The 17693-nt window shown below is 61.5% G+C and carries 16 protein-coding genes; 4 read left to right on the forward strand and 12 right to left on the reverse strand.

The window, feature by feature from the left end:
* Positions 1-3: 3 nt before the first annotated feature.
* The 10 genes from Q0063_RS00155 to Q0063_RS00200 all read right to left on the reverse strand — a co-directional run bounded on the left by Q0063_RS00155 (position 4) and on the right by Q0063_RS00200 (position 8381).
* On the reverse strand, positions 4-624 hold the full coding sequence (locus Q0063_RS00155) for a regulatory protein RecX (protein ID WP_297869933.1): 621 nt from the start codon (positions 622-624) through the stop codon (positions 4-6).
* Positions 614-1780 (reverse strand): recombinase RecA, encoded by a 1167-nt coding sequence (gene recA / locus Q0063_RS00160; RefSeq protein ID WP_297869934.1) that lies wholly within the window; start codon positions 1778-1780, stop codon positions 614-616. Before recA ends, Q0063_RS00155 begins: the two co-directional genes overlap by 11 nt.
* Positions 1781-1833: 53 nt before the next feature.
* A complete protein-coding gene (locus tag Q0063_RS00165) occupies positions 1834-2022 on the reverse strand; it encodes a PspC domain-containing protein (protein WP_297869935.1) in 189 nt (62 codons plus the stop codon).
* Positions 2023-2051: 29 nt separating this feature from the next.
* Positions 2052-2480 (reverse strand): hypothetical protein, encoded by a 429-nt coding sequence (locus tag Q0063_RS00170; protein ID WP_297869936.1) that lies wholly within the window; start codon positions 2478-2480, stop codon positions 2052-2054.
* Positions 2477-3343, reverse strand: a complete 867-nt coding sequence (prmC, locus tag Q0063_RS00175) for a peptide chain release factor N(5)-glutamine methyltransferase (RefSeq protein ID WP_297869937.1) — start codon at positions 3341-3343, stop codon at positions 2477-2479. The genes Q0063_RS00170 and prmC overlap by 4 nt, the downstream gene beginning before the upstream one ends.
* A gap of 316 nt (positions 3344-3659) precedes the next feature.
* A complete protein-coding gene (locus tag Q0063_RS00180) occupies positions 3660-4634 on the reverse strand; it encodes a DUF1385 domain-containing protein (RefSeq protein ID WP_297869938.1) in 975 nt (324 codons plus the stop codon).
* 38 nt (positions 4635-4672) lie between these two features.
* Positions 4673-4834: a hypothetical protein gene (locus tag Q0063_RS00185; RefSeq protein WP_297869939.1), complete on the reverse strand. Its 162-nt coding sequence runs from the start codon at positions 4832-4834 to the stop codon at positions 4673-4675.
* Positions 4835-4852: 18 nt separating this feature from the next.
* The gene (locus tag Q0063_RS00190) at positions 4853-6292 is read right to left on the reverse strand and encodes a cell wall metabolism sensor histidine kinase WalK (protein WP_297869940.1); all 1440 of its coding nucleotides are present in this window, start codon (positions 6290-6292) and stop codon (positions 4853-4855) included.
* 33 nt (positions 6293-6325) lie between these two features.
* Positions 6326-7012 carry a response regulator transcription factor gene (locus tag Q0063_RS00195; RefSeq protein WP_297869941.1) on the reverse strand — a complete coding sequence of 229 codons (687 nt, stop codon included), beginning with the start codon at positions 7010-7012 and terminating at the stop codon, positions 6326-6328.
* Between the two features lie 25 nt (positions 7013-7037).
* Complete coding sequence (locus tag Q0063_RS00200; RefSeq protein WP_297869942.1) at positions 7038-8381, reverse strand: VCBS repeat-containing protein; 1344 nt, start codon at positions 8379-8381, stop codon at positions 7038-7040.
* 176 nt (positions 8382-8557) lie between these two features.
* Here Q0063_RS00200 and Q0063_RS00205 point away from each other — a divergent pair, with 176 nt between their 5' ends.
* The gene (locus tag Q0063_RS00205) at positions 8558-9229 is read left to right on the forward strand and encodes a hypothetical protein (RefSeq protein ID WP_297869943.1); all 672 of its coding nucleotides are present in this window, start codon (positions 8558-8560) and stop codon (positions 9227-9229) included.
* A 101-nt stretch (positions 9230-9330) separates the two neighbouring features.
* On the opposite strand, the gene Q0063_RS00210 is transcribed toward Q0063_RS00205, so the two are convergent.
* Both Q0063_RS00210 and Q0063_RS00215 read right to left on the reverse strand, forming a co-directional pair.
* Positions 9331-13317, reverse strand: a complete 3987-nt coding sequence (locus Q0063_RS00210) for an S-layer homology domain-containing protein (RefSeq protein ID WP_297869944.1) — start codon at positions 13315-13317, stop codon at positions 9331-9333.
* A 353-nt stretch (positions 13318-13670) separates the two neighbouring features.
* Positions 13671-14945 (reverse strand): tyrosine-type recombinase/integrase, encoded by a 1275-nt coding sequence (locus Q0063_RS00215; protein WP_297869945.1) that lies wholly within the window; start codon positions 14943-14945, stop codon positions 13671-13673.
* Between the two features lie 309 nt (positions 14946-15254).
* Between Q0063_RS00215 and Q0063_RS00220 the strand changes: the two genes are divergently transcribed.
* From Q0063_RS00220 to Q0063_RS00230, 3 genes are all read left to right on the forward strand, one after another.
* On the forward strand, positions 15255-15584 hold the full coding sequence (locus tag Q0063_RS00220; RefSeq protein ID WP_297869946.1) for a helix-turn-helix domain-containing protein: 330 nt from the start codon (positions 15255-15257) through the stop codon (positions 15582-15584).
* A 108-nt stretch (positions 15585-15692) separates the two neighbouring features.
* Positions 15693-16871: a tRNA uracil 4-sulfurtransferase ThiI gene (gene thiI, locus Q0063_RS00225; protein ID WP_297869947.1), complete on the forward strand. Its 1179-nt coding sequence runs from the start codon at positions 15693-15695 to the stop codon at positions 16869-16871.
* A 37-nt stretch (positions 16872-16908) separates the two neighbouring features.
* A complete protein-coding gene (locus Q0063_RS00230) occupies positions 16909-17691 on the forward strand; it encodes an HD domain-containing protein (protein ID WP_297869948.1) in 783 nt (260 codons plus the stop codon).
* Positions 17692-17693: the final 2 nt, after the last annotated feature.

Raw genomic sequence — 17693 nt, forward strand, 5'->3', positions numbered from 1 at the left:
TCTTCAGTCCTCCTCCAGCTCTTCGTCCAGCCGGCCCCAGGCCTCCCTGATCTCCCCCCAGGCAAAGCCCCGGCGGAGCAGGGCATTGGTCAGCCGCCGCTTCTCCTTCTCGTCCGGCACGCGGCCCCGGAGCTTGGAGGCGAGAAAGGCGTCAATGGGGCCGCCGCCCTCCGGCAGCTCCTCCAGGGCATCCTCCCACAGCTCCCGGGGCACGCCCTTCTCATAGAGCTTCTGGCGGATGTAGGCCGGACCGTAGCCCCGGCCGCCGTAGTGCCGGACCAGGGCGGCGGCATACTCGGCGTCGTTGATGGCCCCGATGGCCTCCATCCACTCGGCGGCATAGCGGGCCTCGGCCTCGCCGGCCCCCTTCTCCCGGAGCTTCTTTTCCAGGTCCCGGCGGCTCATGGCCCGCCTGCCAATCAGGTCCGCCGCCGCCGTCCGGGCATTGGAGAGACCCGCGGCTTCCTTCAGCCGCTCCATCGTCCCGGCATCCAGCTCGTCCCCCGCCCGGAAGCGGAAGTCCAGCAGCTCCTGTTCCGTTATTTTCAGGCAGGCGCCGTCCTCCAGGAACACCAGCACCCGGCCCTTCTTGTGCCGGGAGGCCTCGACGCGCTCAATCCGCATCGGCCTTGTTCTTCTTTACGGGGGGAGCGTTCCGGTCAGGCTCGTCTCCCGGAACCGAGTCGTCAAAATCGTCGGCGCTGACATCCACCGCCCGGCCCGCGGCCTTGGCGGCGGCCCGGGACTGGCTGCTCATCAGCTTGTCAAAGTTCTTCCGGATATCCGCTTCCAGCTGGTCCCGGATCTCCGGGTTGTCCCGGAGGTACTTCTTCGCCGCCTCCCGGCCCTGGCCGATGCGGCTCTCTCCCATGGAGAACCAGGAACCCGCCTTCTGCACCAGGTCCAGCTTAACCCCCAGGTCCACCAGCTCGCTTTCCCGGACAATGCCCTCGCCATACATGATGTCAAACTCCGCCTCCCGGAAGGGGGGCGCCATTTTGTTCTTGACCACCTTGGCGCGGGTCCGGTTGCCGATGAGCTCCGAGCCGTTTTTGATGGCCTCCACCCGGCGCACGTCGATGCGGACGGAGGCGTAAAATTTCAGCGCCCGGCCGCCGGTGGTGACCTCGGGATTGCCGTACATGACGCCCACCTTTTCCCGGAGCTGGTTGATGAAAATGACAACGGTATTGGTTTTGCCGATGGCTCCGGTGAGCTTCCGCAGGGCCTGGCTCATGAGCCGGGCGTGAAGGCCCACATAGCTGTCCCCCATCTCGCCCTCGATTTCAGCCCGGGGCACCAGGGCGGCCACGGAGTCCACCACAATCACGTCCAGGGCACCGGAGCGGACCAGGGCCTCGGTAATCTCCAGGGCCTGTTCGCCGGTGTCCGGCTGGGAGATCAGCATATCGTCCACCTTGACGCCCAGAGCCCGGGCATAGGCGGGGTCCAGGGCGTGTTCCGCGTCCACAAAAGCCACCTCGCCCCCCAGCTTCTGGGCCTCGGCCACCACATGGAGGGCCAGGGTGGTCTTGCCGGAGGACTCCGGCCCGTAGATCTCAATGATGCGCCCCTTGGGCAGGCCCCCGATGCCCAGGGCCACGTCCAGGGCCAGGGAACCGGTGGGTATGACCTCCACATTCATGGCAGTCCTGTCCCCCAGGCGCATGATGGCCCCCTTGCCGTACATTTTTTCAATCTGTGTCATGGCCGTGCTGAGGGCCTTTTTCTTATCCGCCGCCGGAGCCAGTACCGGCAGGGGCGCTTTTTCCTTCGCCATAGGTCATTCCTCCGTTTATATTCTGTCAATTTCCGTCTCTGTTCCGTCTGTCCTCAAAGGGGCTCCCTGGGAATCACCAGGGCGCAGATGATATATGCGACGATGCCGCTGAAGCCCAGGGCGGTGAACAGCACCCAGGCCAGCCGCACCAGTGTGGGGTCCAGGCCGAAATACTTGGCGATGCCGCCGCAGACGCCGTCCAGCATTTTGCCCTGCTCGATTTTATAAAGCCGTTTTTCCATGGCAATGTCTCCTTTTATCCCCAATGCCCTCAGTGGCCCCGGAGGTCCCACTGGGTGGCCGCCTCGCCCGATCTTCCGTATATGAAATATCCCTCCCAGCCCTCCGGCAGGGCCGGGAACAGCGCCTGGGGGTCTGCGGTGGCAGGAAAATCAGACTGGGTGACCGTATCCCAGGGACAGCCCCGCAGCGCCTCCGCCGGGAACCCGGCCCCGCTCCGGTTCAGAACGCCGGCCCAGATTTCCACATGGTTGCCGGTCCCGCTGCTGTTGCCCGCCCAGACGGCTGTCTCCACAATCTCCGTCTCCGGCGGCAGCTCCGCCAGCAGCCCGTCCAGCAGCCGGGCAGCCGCCCGGTCGTTCCGCAGGGGGGCGATGACAAGGCCGTAGGCACAGGCGGAGAGAGGCAGCACCACCGCCGCTGCCAGAAGCAGCAGGCCGGCCCGCTTCAGAAGGCTCATACCTCCGTCAGCAGAGTACCGAAGACCACCCGGGGGATGTCCCCGGTGTCCTTCACCACCTGGATGTCCCCGAAGCCCTGGGTCCGCATCAGCCGCAGCACACTGTCCGCCTGACCGATTCCCACCTCGAAATAGAGCCGCCCGCCAGGGGCCAGGGCATCCTGCCAGAGGCTGGAGACGGAGCGGTAGAAGTCCAGACCGTCGGCGCCGCCGTCCAGGGCCAAATGGGGCTCATAGTCCCGCACGGACACGTCCAGCCCGGGAATGTCCCCGGTGGGGATGTAGGGGGGGTTGCAGACGATGCACTGGAATTCCCCGAGCGTGCGGTCCGGCTTCTGCCGGGCGTCGGTCCGGATGGGCACCACCCGGCCGGAGAGACCGCAGCGCCGGATGTTCTGGCGGCAGATTTTCAGGGCGCTTTCCGAGTATTCCCCCAGAGCCACCCGGGCCTTGGGGGCCTGGGAGGCCACCGCCAGACCCACGCAGCCGCTGCCGGCGCAGAGGTCCAGCACCCGGCACTCCCCCAGGGCTTTGACATAGGCGCCGGCCTCCGCCGCCAGGACCTCGGTATCCGTCCGGGGAATCAGCACGTCGGCGGAGACATCCAGAGGCAGGCCGTAGAACTCCCATTCTCCGATTAAATAGGCCACCGGCTCCCCGGCAAGCCGCCGTTCCACCAGCTCCCAGACCTGGCGCTCCAGCTCCGGGGAGGCGTAAAGCCCCCCGTCCCGGGTCAGCTCCTCCCGGTCCTTGCCGGTGCCGAAGCAGACCAGCTCCCGCGCCTCCAGTGTGGCGGCGTCCACGCCCCGTTCCCGGAGCTGCTTTCGGACGTCCAAATAGAGATTGTTATAAGTGACCGCCAATGGAATCGCCCCTTTCTCCCAGGCGCAAAATTTGATTCATTTTGTCTCAGCCTTCCTCCGGCGCTCCCGCCGCGAAGCGGCCATAGACATACGGGCTGTCCTCCCCGCCGTTCCGCAGACGCTTCATGGCCCGCCGGGGCGGCTCTGCCCGTCAAAGAAGCAGTCCAGCTCCTGAAAACTCTCAACGGAGCCGTCCGGGGAACAGCCGGAGGCGTTCCTGTTCTCCGTCAGACTTCCGCCCTGGGGTTGTCCTCCGGAAACGTGGGCGGGCTCCGGCCCGGGAAATTGCCCCAAAAATTCCTATTTCCGTCTCCCCTTACCAGGCGTCCTTGCCCTTTTCCGAGGGCAGTACCAGCTCAATGGACCGGATGGCGCACTCAATCATTCCGTCGTCCGGCTCGTTGGTGGTGAAGTTCTGCATCCAGAGGCCGGGAGCGGTCAGAATCCTGGCCAGGGCGCTTTCCTGAACGTGGCGGCCCACCCAGCGGTTGAACTCATAGGTCACTCCCACCACCAGAGGCAGCAGCAGCAGATGCACCAGCGTCCGCAGCCAGGCGTTTGTAACAGGCCAGATGCCGAAAAAGATGCTGGAAAAGATGATAGATACCGCAATGACCACAAACAGAAAGCTGGTTCCGCACCGGGGATGGTGCCGGGGCTGAATCCGGACGTTCTCCACCGTCAGCGGCAGTCCCGCCTCATAGCAGAAGATGGTCTTGTGCTCCGCGCCGTGGTACTGGAAGACCCGGTAGATATCCCGCTGTTTGGAGCAGACAATCAGGTACGCCAGGAAGATGACCACCTTCAGAAGACCCTCCACCAGGTTCCGGCCCCACAGGGGGAAGCCGGGGAAAAAGTGGAGAATGGCCCCGGTGAGCAGCGTAGGCAGCACCATGAACAAAAAGACGCTCATGCCCACTCCCAGCACCACCGCCAGAGCGACCACCAGACTTTCCAGCTTCTTGCTGGAAAAGTGCTCTTCCAGCCACAGTTCAAACCTGGAGGGCTGGCCTGCCTCCTCATCCGGGTAAAATTCGGCGGAGTACATCAGGGCCTTGACGCCGTTGACCATGGAGTCCAGAAAGTTCACCGTCCCCCGAATCAGGGGAACCCCCAAAATGGGATAGCGGTCCTTGACAAAGCGGAGAGGCTCCACCTTTTCCACCAGATTTCCCTCCTGGTCCCGGACCACAATGGCCTGCTTCTCCGGGCCCCGCATCAGAATGCCCTCAATCAGCGCCTGTCCGCCGATGCTGGTGCGGAAGGCGCATTTTTTGTTTTCTTCTGCCATGAAATTTCCTTTCTAACATGCGTACGCGCATAAATTTGTTACCAGGCGCCCTTTTTGATTCTGCCGCCAATCAGGATACACGCGAAGGCGGCGGCAAACAGAAGGACCGGCACCCACAGGGGGCCAAGCACCCAGAGCCAGGGCCACTGAATCACGCCCATCAGCTTCATGCCAATCAGAAGGACCGTCAGCTGCTTCATATCCCCTTCTCCTCTCTGTCACGCCTGAACCGGCAGGCGGATGGTCACCACCGCGCCGCCGCCCTCGGCGTTGCCGATGGTGAAGGTTCCCCCGTGGAGGTTGATAATCTCGTCGCACACCGCCAGGCCGATGCCGCTGCCCCGGGCCTTGGAGGTGCCTTTGTAAAACTTCTGCTTGATAAAGGGCAGTTCCTCCTCCGGAATGCCGGGGCCGTAGTCCCGGACCCGGACCACCTGCTCGCTTCCCTCCTGGACGATGGAGGCAGCGATGCGCTTCCCCGCCCCGCCGTGCTTGGAGGCGTTGTCCAGCACATTGCAGAACACCTGCTTCAGCCGCTCCGGGTCGCCGGGAATCATGGGCAGAAGCATGTCGTCGGGGGAGTACTCCAGCAGGATGCCGTCCTGGCGGAAGAGCTCCTGATAGGTGAAAATGGCGTCCTCCAGCTCCGCCTGAAGGTCCACATTCTCAATCTGGAGGGTAAAGCGGCCGTCCTCCATCTTGGAGAAATCCAACAGCTCCTCCACCATGTTGCTCAGCCGCCGGGACTCGTTGACGATAATCCGGATCCCCCGGCGCAGCTGCACCGGGTCCCCCTCCAGGTCGTCCTCCAGAATGGTCTCCCCCCATCCGTTGATAGCGGTGAGGGGGGTCCGGAGCTCATGGGAGACGGAGGAGATGAATTCGCTTTTCATTTTCTCGTTCTGGCTGATTTTCAGGGACATGTCGTTGATGTTGTCCACCAGCTCCCCCAGCTCGTCGGAATATTTATTCTCGATGCGGGCCCCGTAGCTGCCGGCGGAAATGCGCTTGGCGGCCTCCGTCACCACCGCCACCGGCTCCACCACGTCGTTGATAAACAGCAGATTGGAAAAAACCACCAGCAGCATACACAGCAGCGCCACCAGGAAAATGGCCAGCACCACAAGCATCACCTGCCGGTCCACCGCCCGCAGGGAGGTCACCAGACGGATGACGCCCACCACCCGGCCATTGGCGGTCAGGGGATAGGACACGGCCATAATCTCCTCCCCGGTTTCCAGGTCCCGGCCCCGGTAGGGTCTGGAGGGCTGATTCTGGAGAGCCTGGCTGATGTCCTCCGTCCGGGGGGAGGTTCCCGCAGTCAGGCCGGAGGTGGAGACCTGTATCCGGCCGCTGGAGCCTATGAACTGCAATTCGATGCAGTTTTTATCCTCGAAAAACTCGGCGGACTGGACGGCCTTCTGGTAATAGCTCCCAAAGCCGTTGTCCATGAAGTACTCATTGAAGGAATTGGCCAGGGCCTGGGCGCGGGTCTCCAGACCCTTTTCCATGGTGCCGTAATAATAGCTGGACACGCCGGCGGAAAACAGTGTCACAATCAGCACCAGCAGCAGCACAATGGGCACAATGGAGTTGAAAATCCAGCGCTGACGGAGGCCCCTCAGACGGAGCGCATTCCATCTCTGCTGCTTTTCCATAGGGTTCCCCCTCCTTTCAGGCCCTTCCCCGGGCTACAGGCCCCACTTATATCCGTAGCCCCAAACGGTGGTGATATAGGCGGGATTCTGCACGTTGTCCTCGATTTTCAGCCGGAGACGCCGGATATTCACGTCCACAATTTTCAGCTCGCCGAAGTAGTCCCGGCCCCACACCATATCCAAAATTTCCTCACGGGACAGGGCCTTGCCGGGATTCTCCATGAACACCCGCATGATGGAGTATTCCACCTGCGTCAGCTTAATCCGCTGGCCGTTCTTCTCCAGGGTTCGGTTCCGGGTGTTCAGCAGGAAGGGCGGCTGACGCAGCTCCCCGGTCTGAACCGGGTCCTCGCCGCCCGCCCGGCGGAAGAGGGCATCCACCCGGGCGGTGAGCTCCGCCGGGGAAAAGGGCTTTGTCACATAGTCGTCCGCCCCGGTCATGAGGCCCGTCACCTTGTCCATCTCCTGGGACCGGGCGGTGAGCATGATGATGCCGATGCGGGTATTGGTGGCCCGCACCCGGCGGCAGACCTCAAAGCCGTCGATGCCCGGCAGCATGATATCCAGCAGGGCCACCTTGGTATCCGGATTCTCCCGGAGGAGGTCCATGGCCTCCTCGCCGCTCTCCGCCTCGATGACGTCGTAGCCCGCCCGGCGGAGATTGATGACAATAAAGCTGCGGATACTGGCCTCATCCTCTAAAACCAACACTTTTTTCATAATTTCACCCTTTCCCGGTGGGGTATCAATTGTCGCCGGCGGTCCACTCGGCGGCGATGACGCTGAAGGCGGAACGCACCTCGTCCGCGGTGAGGCCTCCGCTCCAGGACTCGCCGCCCTCCGGCAGCTCGGCGGTATATATGGCACTTTTCTGGCGGCTGAGCAGGAAACGGCTTCCCCGGGTGGCTCTGATCTCCCGGTTGGTTCCTGTGACAGCGGAAATGCGAAGCAGCGCTTCCCCCCGGCGTCCGTGTTCATCCTGGGCATAAAAGGTTACGGCGGCCTCGCCGGAGGAGGAGGTCCGCTCGGTCTGCACCCGGCCCACCCAGGACTCGGGAAGCTGGAAATACCAGCCTTCTTCCATGCAGTGATAGGTGCTGAGGACCGTCCTGCCCTCGCCGGAGACGGCGAAGGTCAGCCAGTCCACCCGCTGGACGGCGCTCTCCCCGTCGGGCCGCACGGGCCGGGGAACCTCCGTCAGGCCGTCGCCGTTGATGTCCGTGGGATAGAGGCCGCTGAAAAAACCAATCTCCCCGGACACGCCGGTGAGCTCGGAGAGAAGGATATTCACCGGCTCCCCGTTCCGCACCGCCAGAATATCCGTGACGGCATCAAACTGCTCCGTGACTCCGGTGATGAAGAGGGCCGGGGCCCCGTCCTCCAGCGCGCCCACGGTGACCCGGCCCTGCTGGCTCAGCTCCGCCATGGTCATGGAGATGCGGGCGGCGGAGCGGAGAGACAGGGTCTCGTCCTGCCAGTCGTAATATTCCGCCGTGCCGTCGCCCTCCTCGTCGGCCCGGAGGACAATCAGCTCCTGCATGCCGTCCCCGTCCAGGTCCATATTGACATAGCGCACATAGCTGACGCTGCGGAGCAGCTCCCTGGTCCCGCCGCCGTCCAGGGTATAGACCGACAGGGCCTGAAGCTCCGTGTTGATTTTCCAGCCCACAATCAATTCCTGACGGCCGTCGCCGTCCAGATCGCTGTAAACCACGCTGTACACCGCGGAGCCGCTGCCCTCGATGACGGCGGTCTGCTCATAGCTGTCTCCCGCGGCGGAAAAAATGCAGATTTTCAGGGGCTTCTCGTCGTCGGTCTTCCGGAAAAAGGCCACGGCCTCCTCCCGCCCGTCGCCGTCCAGGTCGGCCAGCTGGACGGGCTGGATATTCGCGCCGGAGGAGGGGGCGGCATACTCCGCGCCGTCCTCCAGAATCGCGTTGATCTGGCTGCTGAGCTCCGTGTACTTGGCCGGCAGGGTGGGCAGCGTATAGAGCTCCTCGGGGTTAAACACCAGCTTGCCCCCGCCGCAGCCGGAGAGGGACAGGGCCAGCAGCAGAGCCGGCAGCAGCGCTTTCCATTTTGTTTTCAAGACCTCCGCCCCCTTACCGTCATTTCTGGATGATCGGAATCATTATACCACGTTTCTTTTTGTTTGTGTAGGCCTGTTTGCAAATTTGAAAAAAAGCCCCGGCAGTTGCACGGCGGCGTGCAGCTTTTCCCCTGTTTCCGCCCTCTATAATGCTATACAGAAAGGATATTTGCCATATGGAAAAAACGCCGAAATACGACCTGAGCCAGTGGGAGAAAACCGACCGCATTCTCATGGAGGACTTCAACGCCGACAACGCAAACCTGGAGGCCGCCCTGGCGGCCCTGGCGGCGGGACAGACCGCCGAGACCACACGAGTCAACACGGAGCTGGCCCAAAAAGCCGACATTACCACCCTCAACAGCGTAAAAAGCGCCCTCCAGACGGAGGACGCGCGGCTCAACAGCGTCAAGCTTCAGCTGGTGGATCTGGGCCGCCTCACCATCACCCCCACCGGTACCTCCCGCAGCGCGGACGTCAGCTTTAACGGCACGCTCCTGGGCCAGTGCGTCGCCGCCTTTGTGGACGTCACCGCCCCCTCCGGCGCGTCTCAGGTGGGCGTCACCTTCAACCAGGGGGGCAGCATCGCCTTTCAGTCCACAGGGGTCTATCTCTCGGGGTTCATGATGCTGTACAGCGGAAACAGGGGACGTATGATTTTCTTTCCCCTGGGGGACCCGGATTCCATTATCGGCGGTCTCAGCGTGGCCCCGAATATCAGCATCGGCTACTCAAGCATGACCTTCCGCCAAGTCACAAAGATCGGGCTCTACGCCAACGGTTCCGGCTCCCCGACCCTCCCCGCGCTTCCCTTCCAGTTCCAGTTCCGGGGGTTGAAGGCCTATTGAAATGTTGGTTTGTGTCGGAGGATACGACGAAAAAGGACCCGCCCCAGTGGGGCGGGTCCTTTTTTGCTTAGCTGTAGGAAAACAACGTCGATTTGCTTAAATCAGGGAACCAGAGCGAAGGCGGAGAAGTTCACAGGAGCAGCGGGCATGTCGAAGGTGATGGTCAGAACGGCCTTCTTGGCAGCCACAGCGTCGTCGTTGCCGGTCTTGGTGTAGACACCAGTAGCGGGGATCGCCGTACCAGCAGTAGCGGTCCAAGGAGTATCAGTTCCATCGCTATCGGAGTAATAGGTACCACCATTGTTAATGGCTGTAGCCTCATCCGCAGTGGGTTGGAAGTTAGCGGTATCCGCAACCTGTGCCCGGAGGGTGGCCGCAACGTCGTCATAGGTAAAGGTCTCAGCCACAGCAGTCACACCCTGGGTGGTCAGCTTGACAACTGCGCCATCAGGCAAACCAGTATTGGTGTAGTCGGTGGTCAAAGTCAGGGTAGCGCCGTCAGTAAGAGCCTTGAAAGGAGCTTCCTGACCAGCATCCTGAGTGAAGGTAATGGACACAGGAGTACCTGCCACATAGCTGTCAGCCGCGGTTCCGCCCACAGTCCAGTTGGACATGGCCGCATCGATGGTCAGAGCATAGGTCTTCGCCTCCACATCGGAGAAGGAAACCTCGATGGCATAGCCTTCCACAACGTTCGCGAGGGTGAGGGCGTTATCGCCGTCGGACAGGGTCTGGGCGTTCACCAGGACGGTGTTGCCCTGCTTCACGGTGACCTTAGCGCTGTCATACTTACCAGCTTCCATGGTCACGGTCAGGGTCCTGGTGGAGCCAACACCGATGGAGGTAGAGCCAGCCTTGATGGAAAGGCCCTCGGGAACAGTGCCGGTGGTGGCGGCCTTCACCTTATCCCAGGTGATGGTGGGAGTACCAACGCCGAGCACGGTGCCTTCACGGTAGGTATTGGCGCCCAGCGCGGACACCTTGCCGCCGGTGGTGGTAGTCCTGGCGGTATCGGCCTGCACGCCGTCAACAAGGATGCCGACGGAGACAGTGGCGGTGGCATCGTCAGCGGCCCAAGCGGGCTTGGTCACCTCGAACTCAACAACGGGTCTGCCGCTGCTGCCCAGCTTGACGGTGGCGGTCACGCCGCCGCCGCTGGAAGAACCGCCCTCAGAGCCGTCCTTGCGGGTCGCTTCCTGAACGATGATCATGGCGACATCGCGGAAGCCGTCGGACTCGACGTTATCGTTGACAACCATGGCCAGCTTGACGTCCTTGAAGTCCTTCAGGTCCTTGGTGGAAGCGATGTGGTTGGTGGTCAGGTCGACCCACTGGGTCTTGCCGCTGACGCGGACGCGGTCCACAAACTCGCCGGTCTGCTTGTCGTCACCACTGTTATACACGATGGTGCCAACAGCAGGCTTCTTGCTGGGATCGGTCCTGTCGACATTGCTGCCGTCGGGAGCCTTGTAGGAATCGCTCTCCAGAACAATGATGTTGTCATTGCTCTTCAGGATGTTGGAAACCTTGGCCACGAAGGTGGTGGTGGTCTTGTCGAAGTGGTTGGTGTGCTCGCGCAGCTTGTAGAAGTCGGAAACCTGATCGTTCTGGACCTCGCTGTAGCTGGCGAAATCGCCAACGCTCAGATTCTCATAGGAGTAGATGGTCTTTGCCTCGCCGGCCAGACCGTCGGCAGTGTTCATCACCACGGTGTAACCGTAGATGATCTTGCCGGTGCTGTCGCTCTTCTGAGCGGAGCCCAGATAGTCGCGGATGTACAGCAGATTGCTGGAGATGGCGGTGTTGCTCTCGCGCTTGATGACAACGGCCTTGACAGAGGCGTTGTTCTTGTTGTCCGCGCCGCTGTTCTCGCCGCCGACATAGGCCTGAGCGGTATCCCACGCGCCGATGTTAGCGTCATTGGTGAACTGGCCGTTAGCGGCGGTACCGCCTTTATAGGCCTTCAGCTCGGTGTTGGAAACAGCCTGAACACCCTTGCGGATTTCAACGCTCTCAACCTCGTTGTCGTCGTTGAACTCAACATAGATGAACTTGATGCCGCTGGCAACGTCAATGGGGTTGGCCAGGCTGATCTTGGAGTTCGTTTTATAATGACCGCTTACGTCAGTCAGGGCAATACGGGTATTGTAAGCGGTGATCTGATAGGTATTGCTGGAAGCGCCGTGGTCAACAGCATAGATCTTGGCGTCGTTGCCGGGCTCGGAACCGTCCTTCAGGAGCCAGTCGGCAGAGCCGCTGGTGGCGTTCTCATAACGGACCAGGTCGCCGGGCTTGGCGTGGTCCTCAGCGTCACCAGCGCCAACCTGAGGATCGCGGCCCAGGTTCAGGTCAACCTCGTTGCCGTTCATATCCCAGCCGTGGACGAACTTGACCAGACGGCCGTCGATCAGGGAATCATAGTAGTAACCAACCACCATGTACTCCTCGGTCTTGCCCACGTCCTCGGCCAGCAGGGCATTGCCGTACTTGTCCAGGGTCAGGGTGACGTCCTTCTTGGTGACCTTGACGGCCTCGCCGTCGATCTCAATGATGTCCTTGTTCCACTCAGCGGCCTTGTAGGAGGTACCGCCGACGGTCAGGCCGATGGTGCCGCGGTTGCTGGCGCTGGAACCGTAGGTGTCGACGCGGGTCAGAGCGCCGGTCACGGTCTCGGGAACATAAGCTTCCCAAATGTCGAAGCGGGCGTTGCCGTGATCCTCAGCCACGGGAACGACGACAACCTTGTCGCCGGCCTTCAGGCCGGAAAGCACGCTGTAGCCGCGGTCCTCAACCTGAATGTCGTTGTAGGTCTTGGAGCCGGCCAGGCCCTTGTCATTGGCCACGTCGAAGGCCTCGCGGTTGTAGCCTTCCTTGGGGGCGTGGGTGTCGGCGCCGTCGGTGTCATACTTGCCCAGGGTGACATAGTCAGAGCCAATGCGCTTGACTTCCACCAGAGCGGACTGGATAACCACAACGTCGGTGATCAGGTCGGCATCGGTCTCGGAGACATAGACCTCCACCACGGTGCCGTTGTCGGTGAAGTCGGCAATCTCAGAAACCTTGGCCATAGTGTGGGAGCTGGCATAGCCGTTCAGCCAGAGCTGAGTGCTGCCATTCACCTCATAGCCGTTCAGACCCAGAGCGCGGACCTTGCTGGCGTCGGTGCTGGAGTTGTCGTTGTGAGCGACCAGCTCGGTGTAGCGGAAGTCGGGCTCCAGGGCATAGGTGCCGATGGTGACCTTCTTGTAGCTCCACTCAGCGGAGGGCTGGCCCAGGTCGTTGTCGGTGGGGTTCTTCTTGTCGTGCTCCAGACGCAGGTCAACGAAGTGCTCCTCACCGAACTCAACGGTGTAGTACTCGCTGCTGTTGGCGGCGGTCTTGGCGTTGATGTTGGTGGCGAAGTCCTGGTTGCTGGTCTTGTAGCTGCGGTTGGGGTTCACAACCACGGTCTGATCGCCATTGGTGACGTTCATGCCGCCGCTGTACTCAACCAGAGTGGCCTTCAGGGTGTTCAGAGCCAGCTGGCAGGCCTGCTCGCGGTTGACGGTCTCGTTGCCCTTGAAGCTCAGGCGGTCGAACAGGCCGGCCTCGTTGCCCAGGGCGGCAACCTTCATGTTCCAGCCGGCGCCGGTGAAGCCCTCAAGCTCGCCCTTGTAGCCCAGAGCGCCCAGCAGCATCTTGCTGAAAGCATAGCCGCTCAGGCTTCCGTCGGGCTTGAAGGAGCCGTCCTGATAACCGTTGATGATCTTGCTGGTCTTGCAGTAGCTGATCACGCCCGCGAAGGTGTGATTCACAGGAACATCGGTATACGGAGCGGTCGTTGCCACCAGGTTAGAGGCGGCGTCGGTGCCGATCAGCAGGGACACGATGATCTTGGCGGCAGCGCCGCGGGTCAGCTCCTTCTTGGGCTGGAAGCTGCCGTCGCTGTAGCCGGTGATGATGCCGAGACGGTTCAGAACCGCAACGGCTTCCTCGTACTGAATCTCATCCTTGTCGGTGAGATCCTTGTACTCGGTGGCGCCGGCGCTGATGGTGACCAGGGACATGGTCATAACCAGTGCCAGCACCAGGGACAGGAATTTCTTCATGTAGACATTCCTCCTTCTAAAATTACGAAGCGGTCAAATGTTCCGTGCCGCAGTCCCCCTTCCAGGGTTCGTGTCGGGGCTAGCCGATCCCACATCAATCCTGGAACAGGCTTCCTTGGCCGGGCCATCCGCCCTTCGCAAGCCTAATGTAACAGCCCCGAATCCGTTTGTCTATGAATTCGCCGGACTTGTAATTTGTTTGATAAACGGCCTGTTTTTATTGCCGTTATGGGTTAAACAGCGGTAACAAAGTTCCGATTTTGCCGGGCCAAACCGCGGCGCTCCGCCGCAGCCGGAGGGCGGCCCCTCCGCCGCCGGGGCGGGTCCGGAGGGGCCGTCTGCCGCCAGCCTGCTCAGGCCTCGCCGGCGCTCTTATTCAATAAGTAGCGCTGCCGCTCCTGGCAAATCCGCCCCGACGCCAGCAGCTTTTGCAGCACCGGGCGGCACTGTCCCGGCTCAATGCCCAGCAGCCTCGCGATGTCCTGCCGGTAGGCGAAGCCCTCCCGCTCCAGATAGTCCAGAATGGCCTCCGCCTGCTTCTCCGGCGGCACCACGGCCTCGGGAAGGTAGTAGCGGTTCCCCACCTGGGTGAGCCTGCCCCGCTTCACCATCTGCCTGAGGCGGTTGTAAGCAGTGGTCCGGGAGACCTCCAGCAGCGCGCACACGTCGTTCCGGGTGACGGCGCGGCGCTTCCGGACCAGCTCCAGAATCCGGCCCTCTCCGCCGGAGCGGAGGCCGCAGTCCATGCGCAGATCCCGGAGGGTCACGTCGTCCAGCCCCGCCCGGATCAGCGCCGCCCGAACCAGCTTGGACAGCCGGGTCCGGTCATAGGGCTGGCGGCTCCTGGGGGAGGTCAGCACCCATTCCGTATCCGGCTCCAACTCCCGCAGCGCCTCCAGCGCCCCCAGAACGCCGCCGGTCAGGGGGACCCTCCGGTCCTCCAGACGCAGCAGCCCCCGGTCCAGCTCCGCCTGCTCCCACCGCAGAGCCACAATCTCCTCCAGCTGCAGGCCCGCCTGCCAGGTCAGCCACAGGGCCACGCCGGCCGGGCTGGTTCCCTCCGCCCGCAGCAGCTTCCACAGGGCAAACTCGTCAATCCGGGCCGGCGCTTCCCGGCGAATCCGGGTGGACACCCGCTTTTCCTCCAGATGCCGGCCAAAGTGGACATTCAGGCCCGCCGCTTCCACGCCGGTAATCCGGGAGACATACTGCCAGTCGTGGGTCTCCAGCTGCCGCAGGACGAAGTCGTTCCGCAGATCAATGAGCCGGACGGCGGTCTGCCCCTCCCGGTCCAGGGCGGTCCGGGCCAGCCGGGAAATGGACTGGGGCGTCAGGGGCTTCCGGTCCCGATCGGACAGCACCACGTGCTCCTGCCGCCGGTCCCGGCTGTCCCGCAGCCTCTGAAGCCACTCCGCCAGCTCATCGGAAATGGGGACGCTCCGGTCCGCCAGAACAATTTTCCGGTCCAGAAAATCCACCCGCTCCCAGGTCAGCCCCTGGATTTCCTCCCGCAGCAGTCCCGCCTGCCACGCCAGACGCAGAATGGCCCCGGCGGCGTCCTCCGCATGGGCCGCAAGGATGCGGTTCATGGCCCCTTCGTCAGGGCGGTTCACGACATAATCCTGCATGGCTCCTCCCTTTTTGTTACAGTTGTATAGCAAATTTTCTGCCTTCCCCATAAAGCAAAAAACGCCTTGTTTTCCTCGTAACCGCGGAAAACAGGCAAGTTTCAGCACAGGCTGTTTGTTACACTTATGGGCTTCAGACATCGAATCTGCCAGATTCCTTGAATCCACTGCGGCGCAACGGATTCAAGGTTTTTCATACTTGCAGGATACGCTAAAAGATAACAAAAATCAATATCTTTTTGCATATTTTGCATCGCAGGAACCGGGAATAGACTGGAACAAAAGAGACAGAAAGGAACGTGACATACAATGACAAAGCAGGAACGCGTCGACATGGGGCACCGCCTGCGCCAGCAGCGGAGCCGTCTGGGGCTGACCCGGGAGCAGTTCGCGGAGCTGGCGGATATCGGAGCCGGGTACTACGGACAGATCGAGGTGGGCACCTCTCAGATGTCCATTGACACCCTGATAAAGATTTCTAAGGCCTCCCGCCTCTCCCTGGAATACATCCTCTTTGGCCGGGAGGAGGAACCGGCGGACCCCGCCCCCGTTCAGGCTCTGCTGGGCCGCTGTACCGCCCGGGAGCTGCGGCTGGCGGAAAAGGTTCTCCAGCTCTTCCTGCTTCGGGGCGATCTGTAGAGGGCGGTTTCAAAGGATTTCACGGATTTTTCCCCTTTCCCACTTTCCACGGCAGGAAAAAAAGAGTATAATGCCCCTGTCAACTATTGATTTCACGGAGGAACCTTCATGAACGACAAGGAAATGTTACTCTTAAAGCTGGGGGAAGTGGTCCTGAAGGGCCAGAACCGCCGTTCCTTTGAAGACCGGCTGGTTGCCAACACGGCCCGCCGTCTGAAAAGCTGCGGCAGCTTCCAGGTCTACATCCGCCAGAGCACCATCTATGTGGAGCCCACCGGGGACAACTGCGATATGGAAGCGGCTTACGCCGCCGCCCGGCAGGTCTTCGGCGTGGTCTCCGTGGCCCGGGCCGTCCCCTGTGAGAAGACGGTGGAGGCCATTGCGGAGACTGCCAGGAGCTACCTGGCGGACCAGTTCGCCGCCTCGAAGAGCTTCAAGGTGGAGAGCAAGCGGGCGGACAAGAGCTTTCCCATGAATTCCATTCAGGTCTCCCAGGCGGTGGGAGGCGAGCTGGCGGAGGCCTTCCCCCATGTCGCCGTAGACGTGCACAACCCGGACCTGACGGTGTTCGTGGAGGTTCGTGAGAAATACGCCTATGTCCACGCCCCCGCCCTCCCCGGAGCGGGTGGCCTGCCGGTGGGCATGGGGGGCCACGCCGTCAGTCTGCTCTCCGGCGGACTGGACAGCCCCGTATCCTCCTGGATGATGGCACGCCGGGGCGTGGAGCTGGAGATGGTCCATTTTGTCTCCCCGCCCTATACCTCCCGGCAGGCTCAGGACAAGGTGCTGGAGCTGGCCCGGCTGCTGACGGCCTACTGCGGCCGCCTCCGGGTCCACATCGTCCCCTTCACGGAAATTCAGGAGGAAATCCGGAAGAACTGTCCCGAGGAGTATTTCACTCTGATTATGCGGCGCTTCATGATGCGCCTGGCGGAGGCCATTGCCAGACGGGCGGGGGCCAGGGCCCTGATTACCGGCGAGTCCCTGGGCCAGGTGGCCAGTCAGACCATGATGGCCCTGGGGGTCACCGAGGACGTCACTACCCTGCCGGTGCTCCGGCCCCTCATCGGCATGGACAAGGTGGAGATCATCCACACCGCCCAGCGCATCGGCACCTACGATACTTCCATCCTCCCCTATGAGGACTGCTGCACCGTCTTCACCCCCCGGCATCCCGCCACCCGTCCCCATCTGGAGGACGTGCGGAAGGCCGAGGCCAAACTGGATGTGGAGGCCCTGGTGGCCCGGTCCCTGGAGGGGGAGGAATGGGTCTGGGTGAAGCCCTGAGGTAAGCAACCACAAACACAGAATAAGGGGTGTTTTCATGATTGACTGGAACGAGCTGAACTGCCGCAGTATGCTGGAAAACTACTACGCCGCCCTGCTGAAGCGGGAAGAACAAAAACATATAAACCATGAGAAAAAGGCGAAAACAGCAGAGGAACTGGAGGATTTGAAAGAGAAAATCGAAAAGAAGCAAATTCACAGCCTGCGGGTTCTCGCCTTCTGTCGGGACATCGCAGCAGTACTCACAGAGTCTAACCCCAAACCGGGGCTCAATGAAACCATGCTTTACGCCGCCGCCCTTCTTCATGATATCGCCAAATTCGACAGCAACAAATACCATCACCGTCTGGCTGCCAGCGCCATCAAGACAGTCTGCGGCCCCTACGGTCCTGAGGACAGCGCCGGTTTCTTTGCCCTGGACGAAATCATCACCGCCCATAAGACCCGGCGGTTCGCCCCCTGTCCGGAATACGCGGCGGAGGCCGCCATCCTCCGCATGGCCGATAAGCTGGATGAAATCTATCGCAAAACACAGAAAGTGCAGGAAGCGGAGGCAGGGGTAATACAAGCAGAGCAGAAGTTTGAAAAAGCTGCGCACAACGAAAAGCCAAAAAAGGCTGCCAAAAAGCTACAGGATAAAGAAGAAAAACTTATAAAAAGAGAGGCCTCTCTGGAGAAAGCAAAGGTGGATTTCATACAGAACCGTGAAATCATTCATACTTTTTTTGAAAGCGAACATCATGGCGGCTGCGATTCAACTTTTTACAAAGCTCTCTGCAAGGCGCTTGCTCTTCGTTGCGACTCCCTTTTAAATTTTTAAGT

This window comes from uncultured Oscillibacter sp., from assembly GCF_947654275.1.
Classification (GTDB): Bacteria; Bacillota; Clostridia; order Oscillospirales; family Oscillospiraceae; genus Oscillibacter.